This is a genomic window from Providencia sp. 2.29, assembly GCF_015832305.1.
Classification (GTDB): domain Bacteria; phylum Pseudomonadota; class Gammaproteobacteria; order Enterobacterales; family Enterobacteriaceae; genus Providencia; species Providencia stuartii.
In genome coordinates, this window is record NZ_CP065420.1 from 153,196 (window position 1) to 171,934 (window position 18,739).

Sequence of the window (18,739 nt, forward strand, 5' to 3'; positions counted from 1 at the left end):
CACTTTGAGCGGAAAAGCTCAGCTTCACGATTCTATTTGCAACAGAGCCCAGCAAGGTGTTAATCCATTAGAAATGGGGGATAACATCGCCAAAGCGATGTTAAGTATGGAGACCGCATGCGAAGAATTAACATCAAATGAACAAGTGAAACGCAGTAAATTAGAAAGCCAGCCGCAACTGCAAGAGCCGAAAAAAGGCGTGAATGCAAGAGTGTCAATGATGGAGGCTTTCTCATCGATACGTAAGATATTAGGTGAAAATAATATCAATGAATTACGTAATCAACTGCATCAGTTAAATATTGAATCCGATGCGCTGAGGCAACATGGCGATGCGTTATTAGATTCATTTGTAAAAAATACAGAAAAACTACAGCAAGCTGAAAAAGATGTGAATGCTATTTGCGTTGACCATACTAATACCAAAAATGAGTTAGAGGAGCTAACGAAAACACAGACCCAGCAGCAAAATCGACTGAATGAAAATAAGCAGGCGTTAGCCAGTAAAACGAACGCACTCGATTTTGCTAAAGCGAGTTTAAGTGGGATACCAAAACCCCCTAAAACAGCCGATGACAAGCAAGATGCGCAAAAACTGACTCAGTTAATTGAACAGCTAACAACGGAAGTGAATGAGCTTAAACAGCAGGGGGGACAATTAACGACTCAGCTTGCGCAAAGTAATACCCAACTTGCTGATTTAGAATTAAAACTATCTACGATTGAAAGCAATCTTAAGGCCGCGTATTCGACAGCAGAAAAACTTACTGTGGCTGCTAATAGTGATCGCGACGTTTTAAATAAATTTATCCAAAATGCACCACGCCCTGTCGAAGTCGACGGTGAAAAGTGGGAAAACACGCTTGCTCTATTGACCATGTTAACCGCATCGCTGAAAAAAGCGATGAATGAAAACTCTATCCGCAATATGAAAGAGCAAGAAGAGGTGATGGCTAAGATCAGCGAAGCCTCTCGTAAAGATTCAGAGAAAAAAGCCAAAGAAGCCGAAGAGGCTCAGCGTAAAGCAGATGCTGCCAATAAAGCCGCATCGTGCGCCAGTAAGATTTTTAGCTACGTCATGTTAGCGGTTTCTGTTATTGCGACAGTCGCAACATTCGGCGCGGCTGCACCATTAACCCTTGCCGTTGCCGCAATCGGTATCGCCATTTCTGTCACTGATATCGTGTTGGAAGAGACGGGTAATGCAAGTTTAATGCAGATGTTAGCGACGGAAATTTCAAATGTTGTCACGGATATGTTGATATCGTTTGGGATGTCTGCCGAAGAGGCGAAAAAGATTGGTAGCATTGTTGGCATGGTTGTCGCAGCCGTCGCTTTTCTGGCGCTCTCTTTGGTTTCTATGTCCTCTTTTGTGAAAAACATCGCCAATACCGTAAAAACGGTCGTCAAAATTGCGGCCAATACGCTGAAAACTGTCGTGAAAAGCACATTAAAGGCGATGGCAAATACGATCGTCAATCTCGTTAAAAACCTGCTCAGTAAAATTAAAACGTTAGGCAAAGCCGCGGATGACATGGTGGTATTAACGAAATTTACTAAATTAGCCGATGCGGCGGAAGAGTTACAAAGTACCGTTAAAACAGCCAATCAGGTCGTGAAGAAGGCTCGTGATATTAAAAATATCGCAAAAGCCGTTGATAGGACGCATGAGCAGGCTGATAGCATCAAAGATACTGCAAAAGCGGTCGACAAGTTACATGAACAGGCAGACAGCGCTAAGCATGCAGTGAAAACGGTTAATCAGGTGAATGAACAAGCAGACGGTATTAAGGATGCCGTGAAAACCGTTGATAAGGTGCATCAGCAAGCAGATAGCATCCAAGATACGGTGAAAGTGGTCGATAAAGTCGCTGATCAGGTTGAGGATGTTGCTGATATCGTTGATACAGGGAAAAAACTGGGCAAACAGAGCCTATTAGCGTCACGTGTCGAAGTTGGTGCGAAAGGGGCTGGTGTTGCGACGTCGGTGACAAGTGCGGTGACTGTTGGAGCATTACGCTTAGAAGGGGCCGCGCAACTACGAGAGCTTAAGACGCTATTCGCCAAAATGATGATGAATGATGAAATCATTAAAGTTCTCGATGAGTTGCTTGAGTCTCTGATTAAGATGCTGTCAAAACAATATGAGGTGTTTAATAACCTATTTACTGACACGCTGACTTCATTGAAACAATCAAATGAGCGTAAAGCTAATTCAATCAATCTCTCTAATTATGCCTAATTTTCATTAAGGAACTCTATTATGACGACTATTTCCTCACCAACGCCGTTTTCTATTCCAACCCAAAAGTTAGGCAATCTTGAGGGGCTGACTACTTTAACCGGTAGCGAAACTCAAACGATGTCAACGCAAGCACCAGCACAGCAAGTGTCCATCAAAGATGCTGTCGATATTACTGTGCCACGAACGCAAGATAAGCCGTTATTAAAGCTCCCTGAGCAAACGACGGTTAGTCCATCACTCCTGTTTGAAGTGAAAAACATGAACAAGGTCGAGCTTGAAGAGACCTCGAAAGTCATAGGCGGATTTTCATCGGCTTATGCAAACCTTCAGGAGCATATTGCCGTCACAGCAATCAAAGTTGAAAAAGCCGTCAGAGAAGTGATAACGGAAGAAAATAGCAAGTTGGAAAAAATGTTCCCAACAATCGCTAATTTGGACGAAAGCGAGATCAAGCAATTATCTCAAGGGGTTAATTTAATGCTGGCAGCCTCGGCAATTAAAGATGTGCAAGTGGCTCAAGCAAATAGTGAGGATGTAAAACCTGGTATTCAGTCACTTGACGCAATAAAAGAGAGCCAATTTATCGGCATTATGAGTAGCGATATTTTAATGGAGCTACGTAACCTACTGAGCCAGATTAAATCGATTATTAATACCGCTGATCGCCAACTACAAGCGGATTTTTTAAAGCTAAAAACGCAAATGGTGCAAAGTGCAGCAGATACAACGATTCAAGAGGGTAAAAAAGCATTTGAAGGAGCACTGATGGGATTTGCGGTTTCTCTGGGTGTAACACTTGCGGGGGCGGCATTACAAACTAAGCAATTAGTGAAACAAACCAAAGCTATTAATGTTCACGGTGTCGAAAGGCATAAATTATCTACTCAAGCACAATCAGAGATTGAAAGCAGTCGCCCATATATGAAAAAAACGGGAAATAAAGCGCTTGATCAACAAAATGAGTTACATGTTACTAACGTTCAAGATAAGGTTAAAGGATTGCAGTTAAAAGCGGAGCGGGAGCAACTGCAACTCGATCGAATTACCAACCAGACCCAAAAGAAATCGAGCATTATTGAAACAATGACTCGTTTATCCGATAACGCAGGTCAATTGGTAACTTCTGCGCTTAATATAGAGGTGAAAGCACTAGAAGCCCAAAAAATGGTGCTACAAGATATTGGTGATACTGCACGTGCTATAGCAAGTGATAAAGAAAAACAGATTGATACTGTTCTGGATTTGATGAAAAAAGTCTTTGATATTTTAAAAGAAATTATTGAGGGGCAAATCCGTACATTCCAAGCTGTTGCAACCAGAGGTTAGAGTATGAACGGAGTTAATATTGTTATCCAACCATCAGCTCTTGCTTCGATGACACCATCATCAGCGACAATAACTCATGATGATAGCGTGGTATCTCCACTGAATTTACAGGGGACATTTGTCCCCGATTTAGAACTCCCTATAGAGGAACGAGCTGAAAAAATCCTGCAGCAATATGGTGTTGACTACCCTGAAAAAAATAATTACCTGATTTCTAATAATATGCAAGACCATGAGCAAATCTTGGCACTAACGAGACTTGCACAATTTGAATTTAAAGATTCAATGGATAAAACCAGTAATCTTATTGCCTCAATGTCGGCGGAAATTACAAAAACTGAGGATGGCCGATCGCACATTAAAAGTATCAAGGGGTTAATTGATAATATTAACTCTAACTACCAAAAAAGCTTTGGTGAAATAACTAAAGGGGCGACGAAATATATGGAAACGCTTAATAAAGCATTAGGCTTATTGAGTACTTATATTTCAGCAGGAAAAGATGGTAAGATACGCTTTGATAGGTCAAAGTTTAATAATCAATTTATGATAGCTCTAAAGGATTATGTTATACCGAAAACCGGTACGGAATGGGATGCTTGGAGAGAGGATGTTATTGATGATGATAGAATAAGCGATTTTATTAATGATATCGCTTCTATATCTTTTAAAGAGGGGGTGACAAGATCTACTATAGAGGGGGTGGCAAGTTTTTTTAAGAAAAAATTAGAAGGGCAAGGTTTTATTGTGAAAGAAACAGATGGAAAAATTAAAATTTACCCTGATTTTAATGTTGTCAAGGAAATAAAAAAAATAGTTGATGGTGTTGGATTAGATGGTGTTGGATTAGATGGTGATGGTGACCTAATTTCCCAAGCGTTCCAAAGTATGCAAACGGCGATTGATAGTAAAAAAAATTCAGTGAATAATAGTGTATCCCGTTTATTAGAAGCTTTCCGTCAAGATAATAGCCATTTTGAAACTTTAACTCAATTATTAATTCAGTTATTAAAAGACCTATTTCAATATAATGCAGGTTTTGCTAATACATAACTGTTTAAAGACAATGTATCTTAATAGAGTGGGGTTTAAATACCCTGCTCTATTCTATTGTATCGAAATGGCTAATTATATTTATATAATTAAAAGGAGTTTCTATGCCAACAATCTCTCCCTCTACAACTATGCGAAGCACCGTTGAGCATAGGAGTAATATTCAGGCTAATGAATCCACTCATACATTGTTAAATGTTATGAATGGAGCTTTAAATATCGGTGATAGTAGCCCTATACAAATGGGAAAAAGAATCAATTTTTTTGCAAGTAGTAAAGTTCTACATCGTGAGCTTGATAGTGCTAAAGCAAATAACTTATTTACATTATTAAAAAACTCATCAGACAATTTAGTAGCAAAATATCATCTGACACCTGATATGATTGTAAATGTTCTAAGAGAAGACAAGAATAATATCAATGCAGTGTTAACTTCCTTTTCATTATTAAGCAAAGATGAAATTCCTTCTTCCGTATTAAATAGTCTTGCCAAAAATATTGCGGTGATGTCTAAGTCCTCAGCGGAAGTATCAAGTAAAACTTTAAGTAGCGAATTATTCAATTTATTACCTAAATTTGAAAGCAAACTGCAAACACGGTTTTTATCGGAATATGTTACGCCTGCGATTAAAGCTAAATTAAATGAAACTTATACTGATAGTCAATTGAAGCAGATGGCAGGTCTTGACTCTGCTCAACAGATTGATGATACAACACTGGTTAATCATTTTTTAAATCCAACGTTAGTACAGGAAAAACTAACAGGATTTGAGCGTGGGGTTAAGTCGAGCCAAGAGTTAAAATCTTGGAGTAATAAGAATTATAGATTGAATCAATGTTTTCAAAATTTAGAGGAACACATTGAAATTATTCTTGTAAATAAGCTGAGTGTACCGAGTGCAGATCATGCTCCTGTACAGATGAAACCAAAAGCAACAAGACAAGAACAGCCAACTTTATTGACCAATCCACAGCAGTCAGATGATGTGGATGGTGTGCCATATCAAACCAGTAGCCAAACATCAGCGCCGATCATCAATAATTATTATATAACTAATAATTATGCTTGCCCTCACTGTATTTGTAAGGTGTCCGATACACCGAGTCGTTATGGTAGTGTGGCAACGACGGTAAATATTGACAGCGCGGCCTCTTTTCAGGCGGCGCCGAGTAAGACGATAGCGCAAAAAACCGCGACACCAGCGGCGGAAACCCCAACAACCTACCGAACTGAATTGCATGTTCAGCTCAGCGGTGACGGGAAAATTGTAAAACAGGATAGCCCGACACCGCCAAATAACGCCACTCAAGTTGATGATAGCGCCTCTCACCAGCCAGCGTTAAAAGATAAATCGAGTGGTGAAACATCAGAGAGCACTGAGCCACAAACAGGGGTCAATGAGGCGATTCTGCTGCAATCCAATCAAGAAAAAGAGGCTCCTGAACTTCCTCCTCGCCATCAAATGGGGGGGTATACACGCACAATGGATGGTAAATGGTTACCAAATACACAACAAACTGCCCCATTTGTGATCACCAGCGGGGGATTTAACCAAAGCACAAACCCTGTAGGCAGGTTGCAGTATAGCGCGAGTGATTCCAAGGTTGAGAGTGCAAAACCGACCGATCAACAGCTCATTGCAGCACAACGACAAAGAGCAGTAGATGGAATCGACTCTCAGTCGTTAGAAGAGCAAGTGACTCAACAGACAGATCATCTGTTTGATGCTCAGATACAACCGAATAGCCATTCACATTTAGTGGATGCGGCAAAGCAAGTGGCAACTGAATTAAGCAATATGCTGGATGTGGCAAATCGCTCTGCCATGGTGCTGAAAGACACGTCATTAGCGGCTGAACAAGCTACGCGCCAGTTAGATACACAACAATCACTAGATGATAAAGAGAAACCGGCTGTTCAATCGAAAGCAAGTTTTCCGTTGAGCAGCCATGCAAGTGGGATTTATCACGCTAAGGTGGCACAGGTTGTGGAAGAGCAGCCAACGGCAACAGTCGTTATTGAAAAAGAGAGTGCCGAACCGGTTGGAGCACTGCCTATTCATGATACTGAAACCACGGAGAAAAAAGCAGATAGCGATGTGACGAAGAAAAATTATCGTTGGCAGGTGAATACGGATAATCGGGTATATACGACGTCAGGTGGGCAGGCTAGAGATTTGTCACAGAAAAAACGTTATATCGGCGATGATCAGCGATTTAAATTAGGGAATAGGTCATGAGTACAGATAATTTAATTCATCAAACATGGCTGACGGAGCAAATAAAAGCGATCCGTGCCTATTCGGGGATCCATAAACCCATTACGATGGATTCGACCTTAATTTTAGATCTACATATTGATTCATTGGAAATGCTTGAGCTAATCACCGCCATTGAAGATTACACTGGCCAACGATTAAACGATAATATCTGGGTAAAATGGCATCGATTACAGGATATTGTTGATTACCTTTCTCAAACGAAGACCTGAAATTATTTTTACATCATGACCTGATAACAAGGATGTTCAGGTCATATCCGTGGTAATCGTACTTGTTCTATATACAACATCTTTAACAGTAATTCTGTTTACTGCTTAATGTTAAATTCACATAATATTAGACCATCTGTTTATTCTATTAATACAAACGTCTTTGTGTTTATATTGAAAAATAGCCATCGACGAGTATTTTCTCAAAACAACATATCACAAAATAAATCTGATTTAGCCAGTTAAAGATAATCTCATGGCAAATCCAAAAACCAGTGGTACTTAGGCGAGCCATTAACAAAAGGCTCGTTAGCGTTATCGCTTAAAATCGGCATTGAGTCATCATAAAAAGATTTGTTTTTGGGTTGATTATGAAAAATTTGTTTTAAAAAAACAAAAAATAGAAAATGAAAAATAATGGGGTTAATTTGATAATTTTATTTATGTTCTTTTTACAACAATAAGCTATTAAAAATAAAATATATTTTATAAAATAAAAATTACATTAAATCATCATCTCATGAAATCGATCACAGAATGTACGATTCGTTAAACATATATTTCGAAACATTAATTTCACTATCTGGAGATGGGGATGAATGCGATTTCAGCGAGATATACGTTTATTCAACAAGTCGTTATTGAAGCCGGCAAATTAGCCGTATCTTACTATCATGACCGAAACCAATTAAATATTGAAAAGAAAAAAGAGGATGGGCAGGATTTAGTCACTATTGCGGATAAAAATACGGAACAATTTATTCGTGAGAAAATTCATCAGCAATACCCCCTCGATGCTCTATTTGGTGAAGAAGGGGGTTATACACAAGGCGCATCGCAATATACTTGGGTTGTTGATCCTATTGATGGCACAAGTGCATTTATTTTTGGATTGCCTTCTTGGTGTATTGCGATAGCCCTCTTGGATGAACAACAAAATACACAAATTGCGGTTGTGTATGATCCCGTACAGGAGGAGTTGTTTCATGCAATGGCGGGTCATGGCGCTTATTTAAACCAATCACCTATCCAAGTTAATGCTGTTCAATCCCTGAATGAAGGTTTATTTGGTGTTGGTATTTCAACGCGTCTGTCGCCTGAATACATTATTCCTTTTCTCGATAAATTGCTCCACGCAAAAGGAATGTTTATACGCAATGGCTCTGCTGCATTAATGTTGGCTTATGTGGCGGCTGGGAAATTAATTGGTTATTACGAACCTCATTTAAATTCATGGGATTGCCTTGCGGGCTTATTGTTAATTCAAGAAGCTGGCGGTGTCATGAATAACTATAAAGAAAAGGACGATTTCTTGTTAAAAGGGAATTATGTGTTGGCATCTAGCCCTGGGGTATATCAGCAACTCGCCTCATTTAGAGATTAAAATAATAAAATTAGTAAAAGGTCAATAATATGAGTTCTAAATTTTCGTTTTTTGATATTAAAAGGCTACCGGCAGGAAAAATACCCCTCTCTGTACAACGTGATTTATGGTTAAGAAAGTTTATGGAGCCATTCATCGTGATGTGTTTGGCTTATACAGGGATCTATTTTCTTCGCTATAATTTCAAAGCAGCAACCCCATTTATTATTGAACAAACCAGTTTTACATTAAGTGATTTAGGCACAGTTGGCTTTGGGTTCTCTATTACATACAGTCTAGGCCGTGTATTACTCTCGTATTATATTGACGGTAAAAATACCAAGAAAATACTCAGTTTCTTATTAATGCTCTCGTGTGCCTCTTCATTTGCTATCGGGATGTTTTTACTTTCGTCAGGGCATTCTCTCGGGATCTTTATTTTCTTATGGGCGCTAACGGGTCTATTTCAAGCGCCGGGCGGCCCTTGCTCTAATTCAACCATAAACCGTTGGACGCCAAGAAAAAATCGAGGCCGTTTTATCTCTTGGTGGAATGCGTCACATAATATCGGGGCAATTTTAGCTGGGCCGATTGCATTATTTGGTATGGAATATGCCTTTAATGGCAATGTGGCAGGAATGTTTATTTTCCCAATTCTTTTTGCTGGGGTTATTGCTACATTTGGGATGTTCTTCGGTAAAGATGATCCGTCTGAGTTAGGGTGGAATACGCCAGAAGAGATTTTTGATGAACCAATCTCCAAAGATGATACCGCCGCGGAGAGTATGTCAAAATCTGAAATTTTTGTGAAATATGTGCTGAAAAATCCGGCGGTTTGGTTTTTATGTTTTGCCAACCTTTGTGTTTATACCATCCGTATTGGTGTTGATAACTGGAGTGTGGCATATGTCAAAATGGCGCTTGATTGGGATGATATTTCCGCGATAGGTACGATTACGGCATTAGAATTAGGCGGATTTCTAGGATCACTCACTTGGGGTTATGTGTCCGATAAAATGGGCGGTCGCCGCGCATTACTCGGTATGTTATGTATGATTTCAGTGATTTTCCCATTAATCGCTTATCAAAATATGTCCAGCGTATGGGGCATTTATATTGCATTGTTCTTTGAAGGATTCTTTATTTTTGGCCCTGTGATCTTAATCGGCATCTCTATCATTGGCTTTGCACCAAAATGTGCAACCGCGGTAGTGAACTCCATTCCAGGCTTCTTTGGTTATCTGTTTGGCGATGGAATGGCAAAAGTGTTAGTGTCTCGTATCGCTGATCCAACAGGGAAAGGTATCTCAGTGGGGGGCTTCACGTTTCATGGTTGGTCAGATACTTTCTATCTGTTATTTGCCGCAACCGCTGTAGGTATTGTGATGCTAGCGGTAGTCGCCTTCTATGAGGAGCGTAAAATTCGCCGTGACCGTAGTATCGGCCATTAAGTGATGTGTTTTCTACCCCATATACCTATGGGGTAGAGCATCATTCAATATTGAAGAAGCACTCATAGACATGTTGTAAATGGTTATGCATGCATTTGGCGGCTTCTTTAGGGTTTCTATCCAAAATTGCATTCACAATTAATTGATGGTCTTCATTCATGGTTTTGGGTAAATCAATATCCGCATAGTGTGACTCCATGCGAATAAAGCGTGTTGATTGTCGCATATCCCATAAGTGTTCCATCATGCTGTGTAATACTTCATTGCCTGTCATTTCACTGATTAACAAATGGAAGCGTTTATCCTCGCGCAAAAAGTTTTCATCATTATCTTTTTGTTTGATGAGATCTTTCATAATCTCTTGTAATTCAGCACATTGTTCATCAGTTGCATTGCGGGCAGCAAGTTCTGCAATCATGGTTTCGAAAGATTGCCTCGCCTTCAATAAATCGCGTAAGCTAAATTCTGTTTCATCTTTTTCTGTTGCTGTACTGACCGCCTCTTTTTTGGACTCAAACTGCGGTAACGGATTTGCCACATAGACCCCATTACCAACCCGAATTTCAATCCAACCTGTCATTTCCAGTGCAATAAAAGCTTCTCGGATGGATGATCGGCTGACTTCCATCTGTTTTGCCAGTTCTCGTTCAGAAGGCAACGGCTCTCCTGCGTTGAAATCGCCACGTTTTATACACTCAATAATAAGGTTTGAGATCTGGCGGTATAATCGTTCAACTTTCAGTGGGGCTAATGCCATGTTAATTCCTCGGTATGCTCATCCATATCGGCACATATCATACGCTTTAATCCTGATTGACTGCTAATCTGAATCACAAAAAAACAGATCTGTGAGCCATATCAAGTTAATTTTTTCTCAATTCAATAACTATAATACCGGCCTGACCACCTGACAATCAAGCCATCGGTCATTCAGGTCACATGACAACTATAATTACTTTTTGAGGATGTAACTATGCAGAGTTCAGCATCTGACATAACACCCGATAATATTGCAAAAACCGCCAGGATTAAGAAAATTCAACGGATCTCGTTACTGCTGCTGTTTCTAGCTGGGATCATTAACTTTCTTGACCGAGGCTCTCTTTCGGTCGCTAACGAAGCTATCCGAGCTGATTTAGGGCTTTCAGCAACTCAATTTGGTGTTTTGTTATCCGCTTTTTCATTATCTTACGGTATCTCACAGCTTCCTTCTGGTTTACTACTCGATAGGTTTGGCCCACGTATTGTGTTAGGAGCAGGATTAATTTTCTGGTCAACGATGCAAGGTATGGCAGGGTTGATCCAAAACTTCTGGCAATTTATTGCGCTGCGTATCGGCCTTGGGGTCGGCGAAGCTCCCTTTATGCCAAGTGGCGTTAAAGTGGTGAATGATTGGTTTAATGCCAAAGAGCGCGGCATTCCCATGGGGATATTCAACTCCTCGACCACAATTGGGCAGGCGTTTGCGCCACCTATCCTTGTGGCTCTCATGTTAGCGTTTGGCTGGCGAATGATGTTTATCATCATTGGTGTGGCTGGAATTTTAATCGGGGTGTGTTGGTATGCTTACTACCGTAACCGTGAATCATTAAAGCTCTCTGAAGAGGATTTGAAATATCTCAACTCAGGTCGTGAGGAGCAGCCAAAACAGAAAGTGACATTGAAAGAGTGGGGTGCTCTGTTTAAGAAACGTACAGTTTGGGGCATGATTTTGGGCTTCAGTGGCGTGAACTATACCGGCTGGTTATACCTTGCATGGTTACCAGGCTATTTACAGGCCGAACGTGGGTTGAGCTTGGCCAATACAGGGTGGGTCGCCGCTATTCCATTTTTATTCGGTTCGCTAGGGATGCTGGTCAATGGCATGGTGGCAGACCGACTGGCGAAAAAAGGTTATTCATTGATGAATAGCCGGAAAATCCTTATCTGCTTAGGGCTGATTTGCTCAGCGGCTTGCACTTTATTGGTCGTGCAATCGACATCTACCGCGATGGCAGTTGCTTTTATCAGCTTGGCGCTATTCTTTGTGCATTTTGCGGGCACTTCTTGCTGGGGACTCGTGCAAGTGGTGACACCAAGCAAAATGGTCGCTTCCGTAAGCAGTATTCAGAACTTTGGTAGCTTTGTTTTCGCATCATTCGCACCGATTGTTACAGGTTGGGTATTAGATACAACCGGTTCATTTAACTGGGCGCTCATTGTTTGCTCAATGGTGACCTTCGCGGGTGCATTAGCTTACTTCTTCATCGTTAAAACTCCGATTGAAGAAACCGTTACACAGTAATTTTTAGGGCACTTGTCTGTGCCCACATATTGAGGTGAGTAATATGGAACAAACATGGCGCTGGTATGGTCCTAACGACCCTGTTTCTTTGAGTGATATTCGCCAAGCAGGGGCGACAGGGGTGGTAACGGCTTTGCACCACATCCCAAATGGGCAAGTATGGACTATCGAAGAGATAGAAAAACGCAAGGCGGAAATCGAAGCTAAAGGCCTTGTCTGGTCAGTGGTAGAAAGTATTCCTGTTCATGAAGAGATCAAAACACATCGTGGTGATTATGAACAGCATATCGCTAATTACCAGCAATCGATTCGTAACCTCGCTGCATGCGGTATTGATACGGTGTGTTACAACTTTATGCCCGTACTGGATTGGACACGAACTGATTTGGAATACGAATTACCTGATGGTTCGAAGGCATTACGTTTTGATCAGATAGCGTTTGCCGCTTTCGAACTGTATTTGTTACAGCGCGAGGGGGCTGAGCAAGATTACACGGCTGAAGAGCTTATTCAAGCCAAAGCTTATTATGAAGCAATGAGCCAAGCCGATAAGGATAAATTGGTTGGTAATATTATTGCGGGCCTGCCGGGAGCAGAAGAAGGCTATACCCTTGAACAATTCAAAGCACATTTACAAACTTATGCAGGCATTGATAAGGCTAAGTTGCGTGAGAATATGGCCTATTTTTTACGAGCCATTATCCCCGTAGCAGAAGAGGTTGGCGTGAAAATGGCCGTTCATCCTGACGATCCACCGCGGCCTATTTTAGGTTTACCGCGGATTGTTTCAACGATTGAAGATATGCAATGGCTAAAAGAGACGGTGGATAGCCTTCACAACGGTTTCACTATGTGTACAGGCTCTTACGGCGTGAGAAGCGATAATGATTTAGTCAAAATGATTGAGCAATTTGGTGATCGTATTCATTTTACACACTTGCGCTCGACGTGCCGTGAAGATAATCCAAAAACGTTCCATGAAGCAGCGCATTTAGGGGGCGATGTGGATATGTTTGCCGTGGTTAAAGCAATTTTGGCGGAAGAAGATCGTCGCCAAAAAGTCGGTAATATGCGCCGCATACCAATGCGTCCTGATCATGGGCATCAAATGTTGGATGATCTGCAAAAGAAAACGAATCCAGGTTATTCTGCGATTGGGCGTTTAAAAGGATTAGCGGAAGTTCGTGGTGTTGAATTGGCGATTAAACGAGTCTTTTTCCCTGATTTAAAATAATTCTGAGTACTAAGTGAGTTGGGCCTATCTAGGCCCAACTGGGTAATAAAGAGATTAAATTAGCCCTTCTTCCTGTAATGCGAGATGAAAGTGTTGCACTTCTTCCGGAGTGGCTTGAATTCTTTTTAATGATAAATCCAATATATAAGGAATGTTTTTTTGCGGTTCACAAACGGCTAAAGCATATTTTTTGCCATTTTCTTCGAAGACTATAGGGGATGTTTTTTTATTGCCTGAATAGCCAGTCGATATTTTTTTACCATCTAAATTGAATTTATAAGAAACCATCAATAGGCGGTTAGAATTAACAACTTTGGCAGGAACAGCGATAAGTTTTAGTGGCATTTTGCCGCTAGATAATAATACTTTTCTGATCTTATTGTTCGCTATGTAGCGGTAAATAATAAATACAAGGCTAAAAATTAATAATGCGATGATAATAATTGTAGTTACAAAGCGGAGCATCACATTTTCGACAGCCACATCAACCGTTAAGCGTGATAGATCATTGGCATCGGCGATTGGTTGCACGGCAACATTTCGTGAAGTTCCTAGGAAACCAAAGCTATGTGAAACAGTGTGGCCGCGGTATGTCACCTTAACATTACAATGGGTAATAACCATCAAACTTGATCTACAAGAGCCATTTATATTGGCATTAACAGGAACCGCATTTTGACCAATTTTATAGTCATACGCGATACCAGGTAATTGAAAAGCAACAAAAACGGTTAAACCGATAAGAACGAGAACAAGAAAAATTAAGCGTATTATGCCACCATCCCCTTTTAGTGGGGTTAACTGTAATTCTCTTGTAGGAAATGCTTTTATTAATTTTTCAGGTAATTGAATATTATCTTGCATAGTAGCAGTGCTCATTGGAAATTAGAGGTATGAATTATAATAATTAAAAAAAACCTGATAATAGGATTACTACCAAAATAGTATTTTTTTGAGTACAAAAGGGATTGCAGATAGGATGAAATAATTTAGTGACTAGATAAACAAGGGGATTCAATATCTGGTATCAGTTACACTACACATATTTATCGTAGCCGAAAGATAAATAAAAAATAGATTTAAAATAGGGTTAACATAATACAAGAATAAAAAGAGAGCCGCATATACGAAACTCTCTTTTTAAGAGTAAAGATGATAGCATCTTAAATTAGCTTATTTGTTTTTTAATCGCGCCTGACGCTAAGCTCCCTTTGTGGAAACTGGCTTGCCTTGGCGAAATTCGGGCGACCGCCTCTGCGGAGCAGGATGCATCGACGAGTACAAAGCTGGCATCATCCCCAACTAATGGCCACACTTGTTTACCTTTGTCATCTAATGGCAACTTATTACCGGTGGCAATTGCCAGTGAACGTGATAGGGATAGTTCATCGGGGCGGGTATAGAGCTGGGCATATAAATTCGCTTTTTCTAACATATCACCGAGGCCAAATGGCGACCAATGATCAATCACGCTATCGGTTCCAGACATCACAAAGACACCGTTTTCATTGAGTGTTTTTAGTGGCATATGTAAGGTGCCAATAGGCACTGTGGTGGCGATAGTTATGTGTTGTTCGGCGAGTCGTTGTGCGGTTTCTTGTGCCTGCTCAGGTGTCAGTGTTGCAAGAGCAAAAGCATGGCTAATAGTCACTTTACCACGAAGAGTGCGGTTTTTATCGACGGTATCAATCATATAGTCGATAGCTGCGCGACCAGCTGGGCTTGTTTCATGCAAATGAATATCAACCCCTTTATTATAATCTAGCGCTATCTGGAACATGGTATCGAGCGATTTTTCCATTGCGCCATCAACGTTCGTGGGATCAAGTCCACCCACATAGTGCGCCCCTGCCTGCATTGCCTCTCGCATTAATGGCTCTGCTTTGGATAACAATAACCCATGTTGAGGAAAGGCAACAATTTCACAAGTTAGGTCTTGCTGGTGCTGATCAAGAACTTGAGTGAGCGCTTCAAGGTTCTTAAGACCGGAAACGGGTTCAATATTACAATGACTGCGGGCTATCGTTGATCCTTTGGATTGGATCAGTTTGATAAGCGCATGTGCGCGCTCTTGAGTATACGGCTGTAATTCCGGCAACAACTTTTGTTCAAGCGCTATCATATCAAGGATAGTTTTACCTTCTCGTGATTCGGGAGCTTGCCAAGGTCCACCATAAAAGGTTTTATCCAAGTGAATGTGCATATCACGAAAAGCAGGTAGCATGAGTTTACCATCTGCACTATAGGCTGCTAATTGCTTATCAATATGCTGTTTATTCGCGAGAAGTGCTGCAATTTTTCCATTTTTAATTTCAAGGGTGTGTAGGGCCGTTTTGGTGCCAATCACGCTCGCATCACGGTAACGAAAGCCTGTTTCCAGTAACACATCATCAAGATAGTAGTGATCATCTTTAATGGTGGTCGTGCTATTTAATGAGGTGGGGCCATTATCTGCGGCAGCAATACCGGATATCGCTCCAAATAGCGTGCAGGTGGCTGCCAGTTTTGCACTCGTTGAAAGAAACTCTCTTCTGTTGGATGGCATAAAAACTCCTTAATGAGAGGGTTGCAAGTTACTCGGCGTAACCTGCAATCGTGTGGGGCTAACCTTGAACAATGTGCGTGCCAGTTTCACCGCGTAAGGCTTGTGGCAATCTCTCAGGCGTTGTAATGATCACGCGTTTGCCACCATTGGCGAGAAATGACAGGCTAGCTTCAATTTTGGGTAACATACTTCCCGCTGGAAAATGCCCTTCACGCATATATTGCAGCATCTCTGTTGTTGTCGCCTCCCCAAGCGCTTGTTGCTCAGGTTTGCCAAAGTGAATACACACTTTCTCTACGCCAGTGGTGATAATCAAAATATCGGCTTTTAACTCTTTTGCTAGCAATGTGGTTGATAAATCTTTATCAATGACGGCGTCGACACTCTGGAAACCGCCATTCGTATTTTTAATAACAGGGATCCCCCCACCACCAGCCGCAATAACAACATAGTTATTTTCACTGAGCGTCCGAATAGCCGCTGATTCGATGACACTCTTAGGCGCCGGTGAGGCGACGACACGGCGGTAACCTCGGCCAGAATCTTCAACAAAATGCCAGTCGGGATTGGCTTTTTTTAACTTCTCAGCTTGTTCTAGGCTGAAAAATGCGCCGATAGGCTTGGTTGGTGAGTGGAAATTAGGATCATTTTTATCGACTTCAACTTGAGTCACAATGGTCACCGCTTGGCGGTGATGGCGTTTTGCCAAGGCGTTTGTCAGGGCTTGCTGGATCAAATAGCCAATACCACCTTGTGTATCAGCGACACAGTTTGCTAATGGTGTGAGTGGTAGCCCTTCAACGGTGTGAGCGATTTCGGCACGGCGTAAATCTAATCCCACTTGAGGGCCATTACCGTGAGTCAGAACAATATTGTAATTACCCTCAAGCATATCACAGACATGGGAAGCGACCTCTTGTACCGCTTTTTCTTGAGCTTCAATCGATTGGCCGTTGTTATCTTTGATAATACTGTTGCCCCCGATGGCAACAACCACGAGTTCTTTCATTGTTATTGTATCCTGATACAGAGTCTATAAGTCGATGTGCTCAGCACATCGACGATCGGAGGTTAATGGCATTACACTGATTTGCTGATTTTCTCAGCGGTTTCAGGTTGTTGCGCTTCTATTGATTTCCCTTTATCTAAGAAGTATTTCATCACAAATAAGCCCGACATCATGAGGTAAGCGTATACAAACATCAAGGCGGGTCCTTGTGCTATCCCTACCATCGGTGAGTGGATAATACCGAAGAATACCAGTAGCGCGCCTACGGCGGCTGTTATAGCCCCACGTAGTGGCTGATTGAGAATGGCAAAGATAGCGATACAGCCCCATAACATACTGGCTAATGGCGCACCATTCCCGAGATGGACTAAACCTTGGTAGTAAACACCTTTACTGAGTAAGACATCTGTGCCGATTTGTGCCGCAGAAGTTCCCGCCGCCCCCATCATGCTGTTCATCATGGTCAGTGCCCAGTTGGCAATCCAAGGGAACAGACAGATAAAGATGACAGGCACTTCCACTTTCGGTGTCTCTCGCACCACTTGGTTAGCAGTGACAACACCAATAAACACTAGGATAGGCACAATAGCCGTCATCGGAATTATGGCTAACATAAAAGCGCCTAGACCGAACAACGGTACGATGAACATGGTAATACCAGAGGCGAGTGTATAGCCGATACTGGCTCCCATAGCTTTCCAACCTGCATGACCCACATAGACAGTGACAGGGAATGGGTTACCCATAAAACAGCCTACAGTAGAGGATAATCCATTAGCTAACATTACTTTACGGGTATTGTATTCATCGCCAGCGGCATGGGCGCTCTCAATATTTTCAAGGTCGAAAATATAGTTTGCTAAGCCTAATGGTACGGCTGAAGCCAAGTAGGGTAAGGCATGTGGTAGACCCTGTAAGAAGCTATCAATATGAATACCGGGCGGGTTAAAGCCAAATGAGGCAACGGAGGCTTTAATGGCTTCAGGACTTTGTAAGCCAGAGACCCACGCCAGCACAGTTCCTGCAATAAGCAGTAATAACCCCGTTGGAATACGCGCAAAGATAGGTTTTTTACCAAACCAGTTGATAAAAATGAGCAGTAATACGATAAATGAAACGGTAGGCGCTTCAAAAGCCTGTAACATCGGGTTCATTGCCAGTAATAGCAAACCTAACCCAGAGAGACAGGAGAGCAATACGGTGCGAGGGATCATTTTACGGATAGTTTCGCCGAGGAATGAGCCACCGACAAGGATCATCGATTCTACAAAACACCAAACCAGTGCGATTTGAATCGCAAACTCGGCATTTTGAGTCGTTTGGTAAACCGGCATGATGACCAAAAAGGTCACGGTAAAGATAGAGGGAGCGCTTGGGCCGGAAGGCAGTGCGGTGACATCATCGCGCCCAGTCTGTTTGGCGAGTTGCTGACCAAAATAGGCATAGCTGATACTCGCTAGCAATACGGCAAAACCAAATGCAGGTGCAATACGTCCATAAACAAGATCTTTAGGGATGCCGACGACAAAGATCAGTAATCCCATCATAGTGAGCAGATTGGTTAAGTTATTGGTCATCAGCCCGAAGTAGGCCGCCCAGTCACCACGTTTCCACTTTAGTTTCGTTACACTCATGGAATGTATCCTTCAAAGAAGAGACTGCGGGGGCAGTCATGATTAAAAACCCTATTGCTCAGGTGAATCACAGCGTATTATTATTAATTGCCCAACCGAAGTTG

General features: G+C 41.6%; 14 protein-coding genes. 9 read left to right on the forward strand and 5 right to left on the reverse strand.

Going from position 1 to position 18,739, the window contains the following annotated elements; translation table 11 throughout:
* The first annotated feature begins 4 nt into the window (after window positions 1–4).
* The 7 genes from sctE to uhpT all read left to right on the forward strand — a co-directional run bounded on the left by sctE (window position 5) and on the right by uhpT (window position 9,929).
* Entirely contained in the window at window positions 5–2,242 is a 2,238-nt protein-coding gene (gene sctE / locus I3B46_RS00655; protein ID WP_163761892.1) for a type III secretion system translocon subunit SctE, read from the forward strand.
* Window positions 2,243–2,263: 21 nt separating this feature from the next.
* Window positions 2,264–3,571 carry a hypothetical protein gene (locus I3B46_RS00660; RefSeq protein ID WP_104873082.1) on the forward strand — a complete coding sequence of 436 codons (1,308 nt, stop codon included), beginning with the start codon at window positions 2,264–2,266 and terminating at the stop codon, window positions 3,569–3,571.
* Between the two features lie 3 nt (window positions 3,572–3,574).
* Window positions 3,575–4,624, forward strand: coding sequence for a hypothetical protein (locus I3B46_RS00665; protein ID WP_104873081.1), 1,050 nt, complete (start codon window positions 3,575–3,577; stop codon window positions 4,622–4,624).
* Window positions 4,625–4,728: 104 nt separating this feature from the next.
* Window positions 4,729–6,864 carry a hypothetical protein gene (locus tag I3B46_RS00670; protein WP_104873080.1) on the forward strand — a complete coding sequence of 712 codons (2,136 nt, stop codon included), beginning with the start codon at window positions 4,729–4,731 and terminating at the stop codon, window positions 6,862–6,864.
* Window positions 6,861–7,115, forward strand: a complete 255-nt coding sequence (locus I3B46_RS22245) for an acyl carrier protein (RefSeq protein WP_004926263.1) — start codon at window positions 6,861–6,863, stop codon at window positions 7,113–7,115. The genes I3B46_RS00670 and I3B46_RS22245 overlap by 4 nt, the downstream gene beginning before the upstream one ends.
* Window positions 7,116–7,710: 595 nt before the next feature.
* A complete protein-coding gene (locus I3B46_RS00680) occupies window positions 7,711–8,499 on the forward strand; it encodes an inositol monophosphatase family protein (RefSeq protein WP_080728250.1) in 789 nt (262 codons plus the stop codon).
* 29 nt (window positions 8,500–8,528) lie between these two features.
* Window positions 8,529–9,929, forward strand: a complete 1,401-nt coding sequence (uhpT, locus tag I3B46_RS00685; protein ID WP_004926266.1) for a hexose-6-phosphate:phosphate antiporter — start codon at window positions 8,529–8,531, stop codon at window positions 9,927–9,929.
* A gap of 40 nt (window positions 9,930–9,969) precedes the next feature.
* Here uhpT and I3B46_RS00690 read toward each other — a convergent pair whose 3' ends face one another.
* The gene (locus I3B46_RS00690; RefSeq protein WP_104873079.1) at window positions 9,970–10,686 is read right to left on the reverse strand and encodes a FadR/GntR family transcriptional regulator; all 717 of its coding nucleotides are present in this window, start codon (window positions 10,684–10,686) and stop codon (window positions 9,970–9,972) included.
* 216 nt (window positions 10,687–10,902) lie between these two features.
* Here I3B46_RS00690 and I3B46_RS00695 point away from each other — a divergent pair, with 216 nt between their 5' ends.
* The gene (locus I3B46_RS00695) at window positions 10,903–12,213 is read left to right on the forward strand and encodes an MFS transporter (protein ID WP_004926270.1); all 1,311 of its coding nucleotides are present in this window, start codon (window positions 10,903–10,905) and stop codon (window positions 12,211–12,213) included.
* Window positions 12,214–12,256: 43 nt separating this feature from the next.
* On the forward strand, window positions 12,257–13,447 hold the full coding sequence (gene uxuA, locus I3B46_RS00700) for a mannonate dehydratase (RefSeq protein ID WP_004926272.1): 1,191 nt from the start codon (window positions 12,257–12,259) through the stop codon (window positions 13,445–13,447).
* Window positions 13,448–13,501: 54 nt separating this feature from the next.
* Here uxuA and I3B46_RS00705 read toward each other — a convergent pair whose 3' ends face one another.
* The 4 genes from I3B46_RS00705 to I3B46_RS00720 all read right to left on the reverse strand — a co-directional run bounded on the left by I3B46_RS00705 (window position 13,502) and on the right by I3B46_RS00720 (window position 18,635).
* Window positions 13,502–14,311 carry a hypothetical protein gene (locus tag I3B46_RS00705; RefSeq protein ID WP_230088974.1) on the reverse strand — a complete coding sequence of 270 codons (810 nt, stop codon included), beginning with the start codon at window positions 14,309–14,311 and terminating at the stop codon, window positions 13,502–13,504.
* Window positions 14,312–14,615: 304 nt separating this feature from the next.
* A complete protein-coding gene (locus I3B46_RS00710; RefSeq protein ID WP_104873078.1) occupies window positions 14,616–15,992 on the reverse strand; it encodes an amidohydrolase family protein in 1,377 nt (458 codons plus the stop codon).
* Window positions 15,993–16,050: 58 nt separating this feature from the next.
* Window positions 16,051–17,001, reverse strand: coding sequence for a carbamate kinase family protein (locus tag I3B46_RS00715; RefSeq protein WP_040132653.1), 951 nt, complete (start codon window positions 16,999–17,001; stop codon window positions 16,051–16,053).
* 71 nt (window positions 17,002–17,072) lie between these two features.
* Window positions 17,073–18,635 (reverse strand): hypothetical protein, encoded by a 1,563-nt coding sequence (locus tag I3B46_RS00720; RefSeq protein WP_004926277.1) that lies wholly within the window; start codon window positions 18,633–18,635, stop codon window positions 17,073–17,075.
* Window positions 18,636–18,739: the final 104 nt, after the last annotated feature.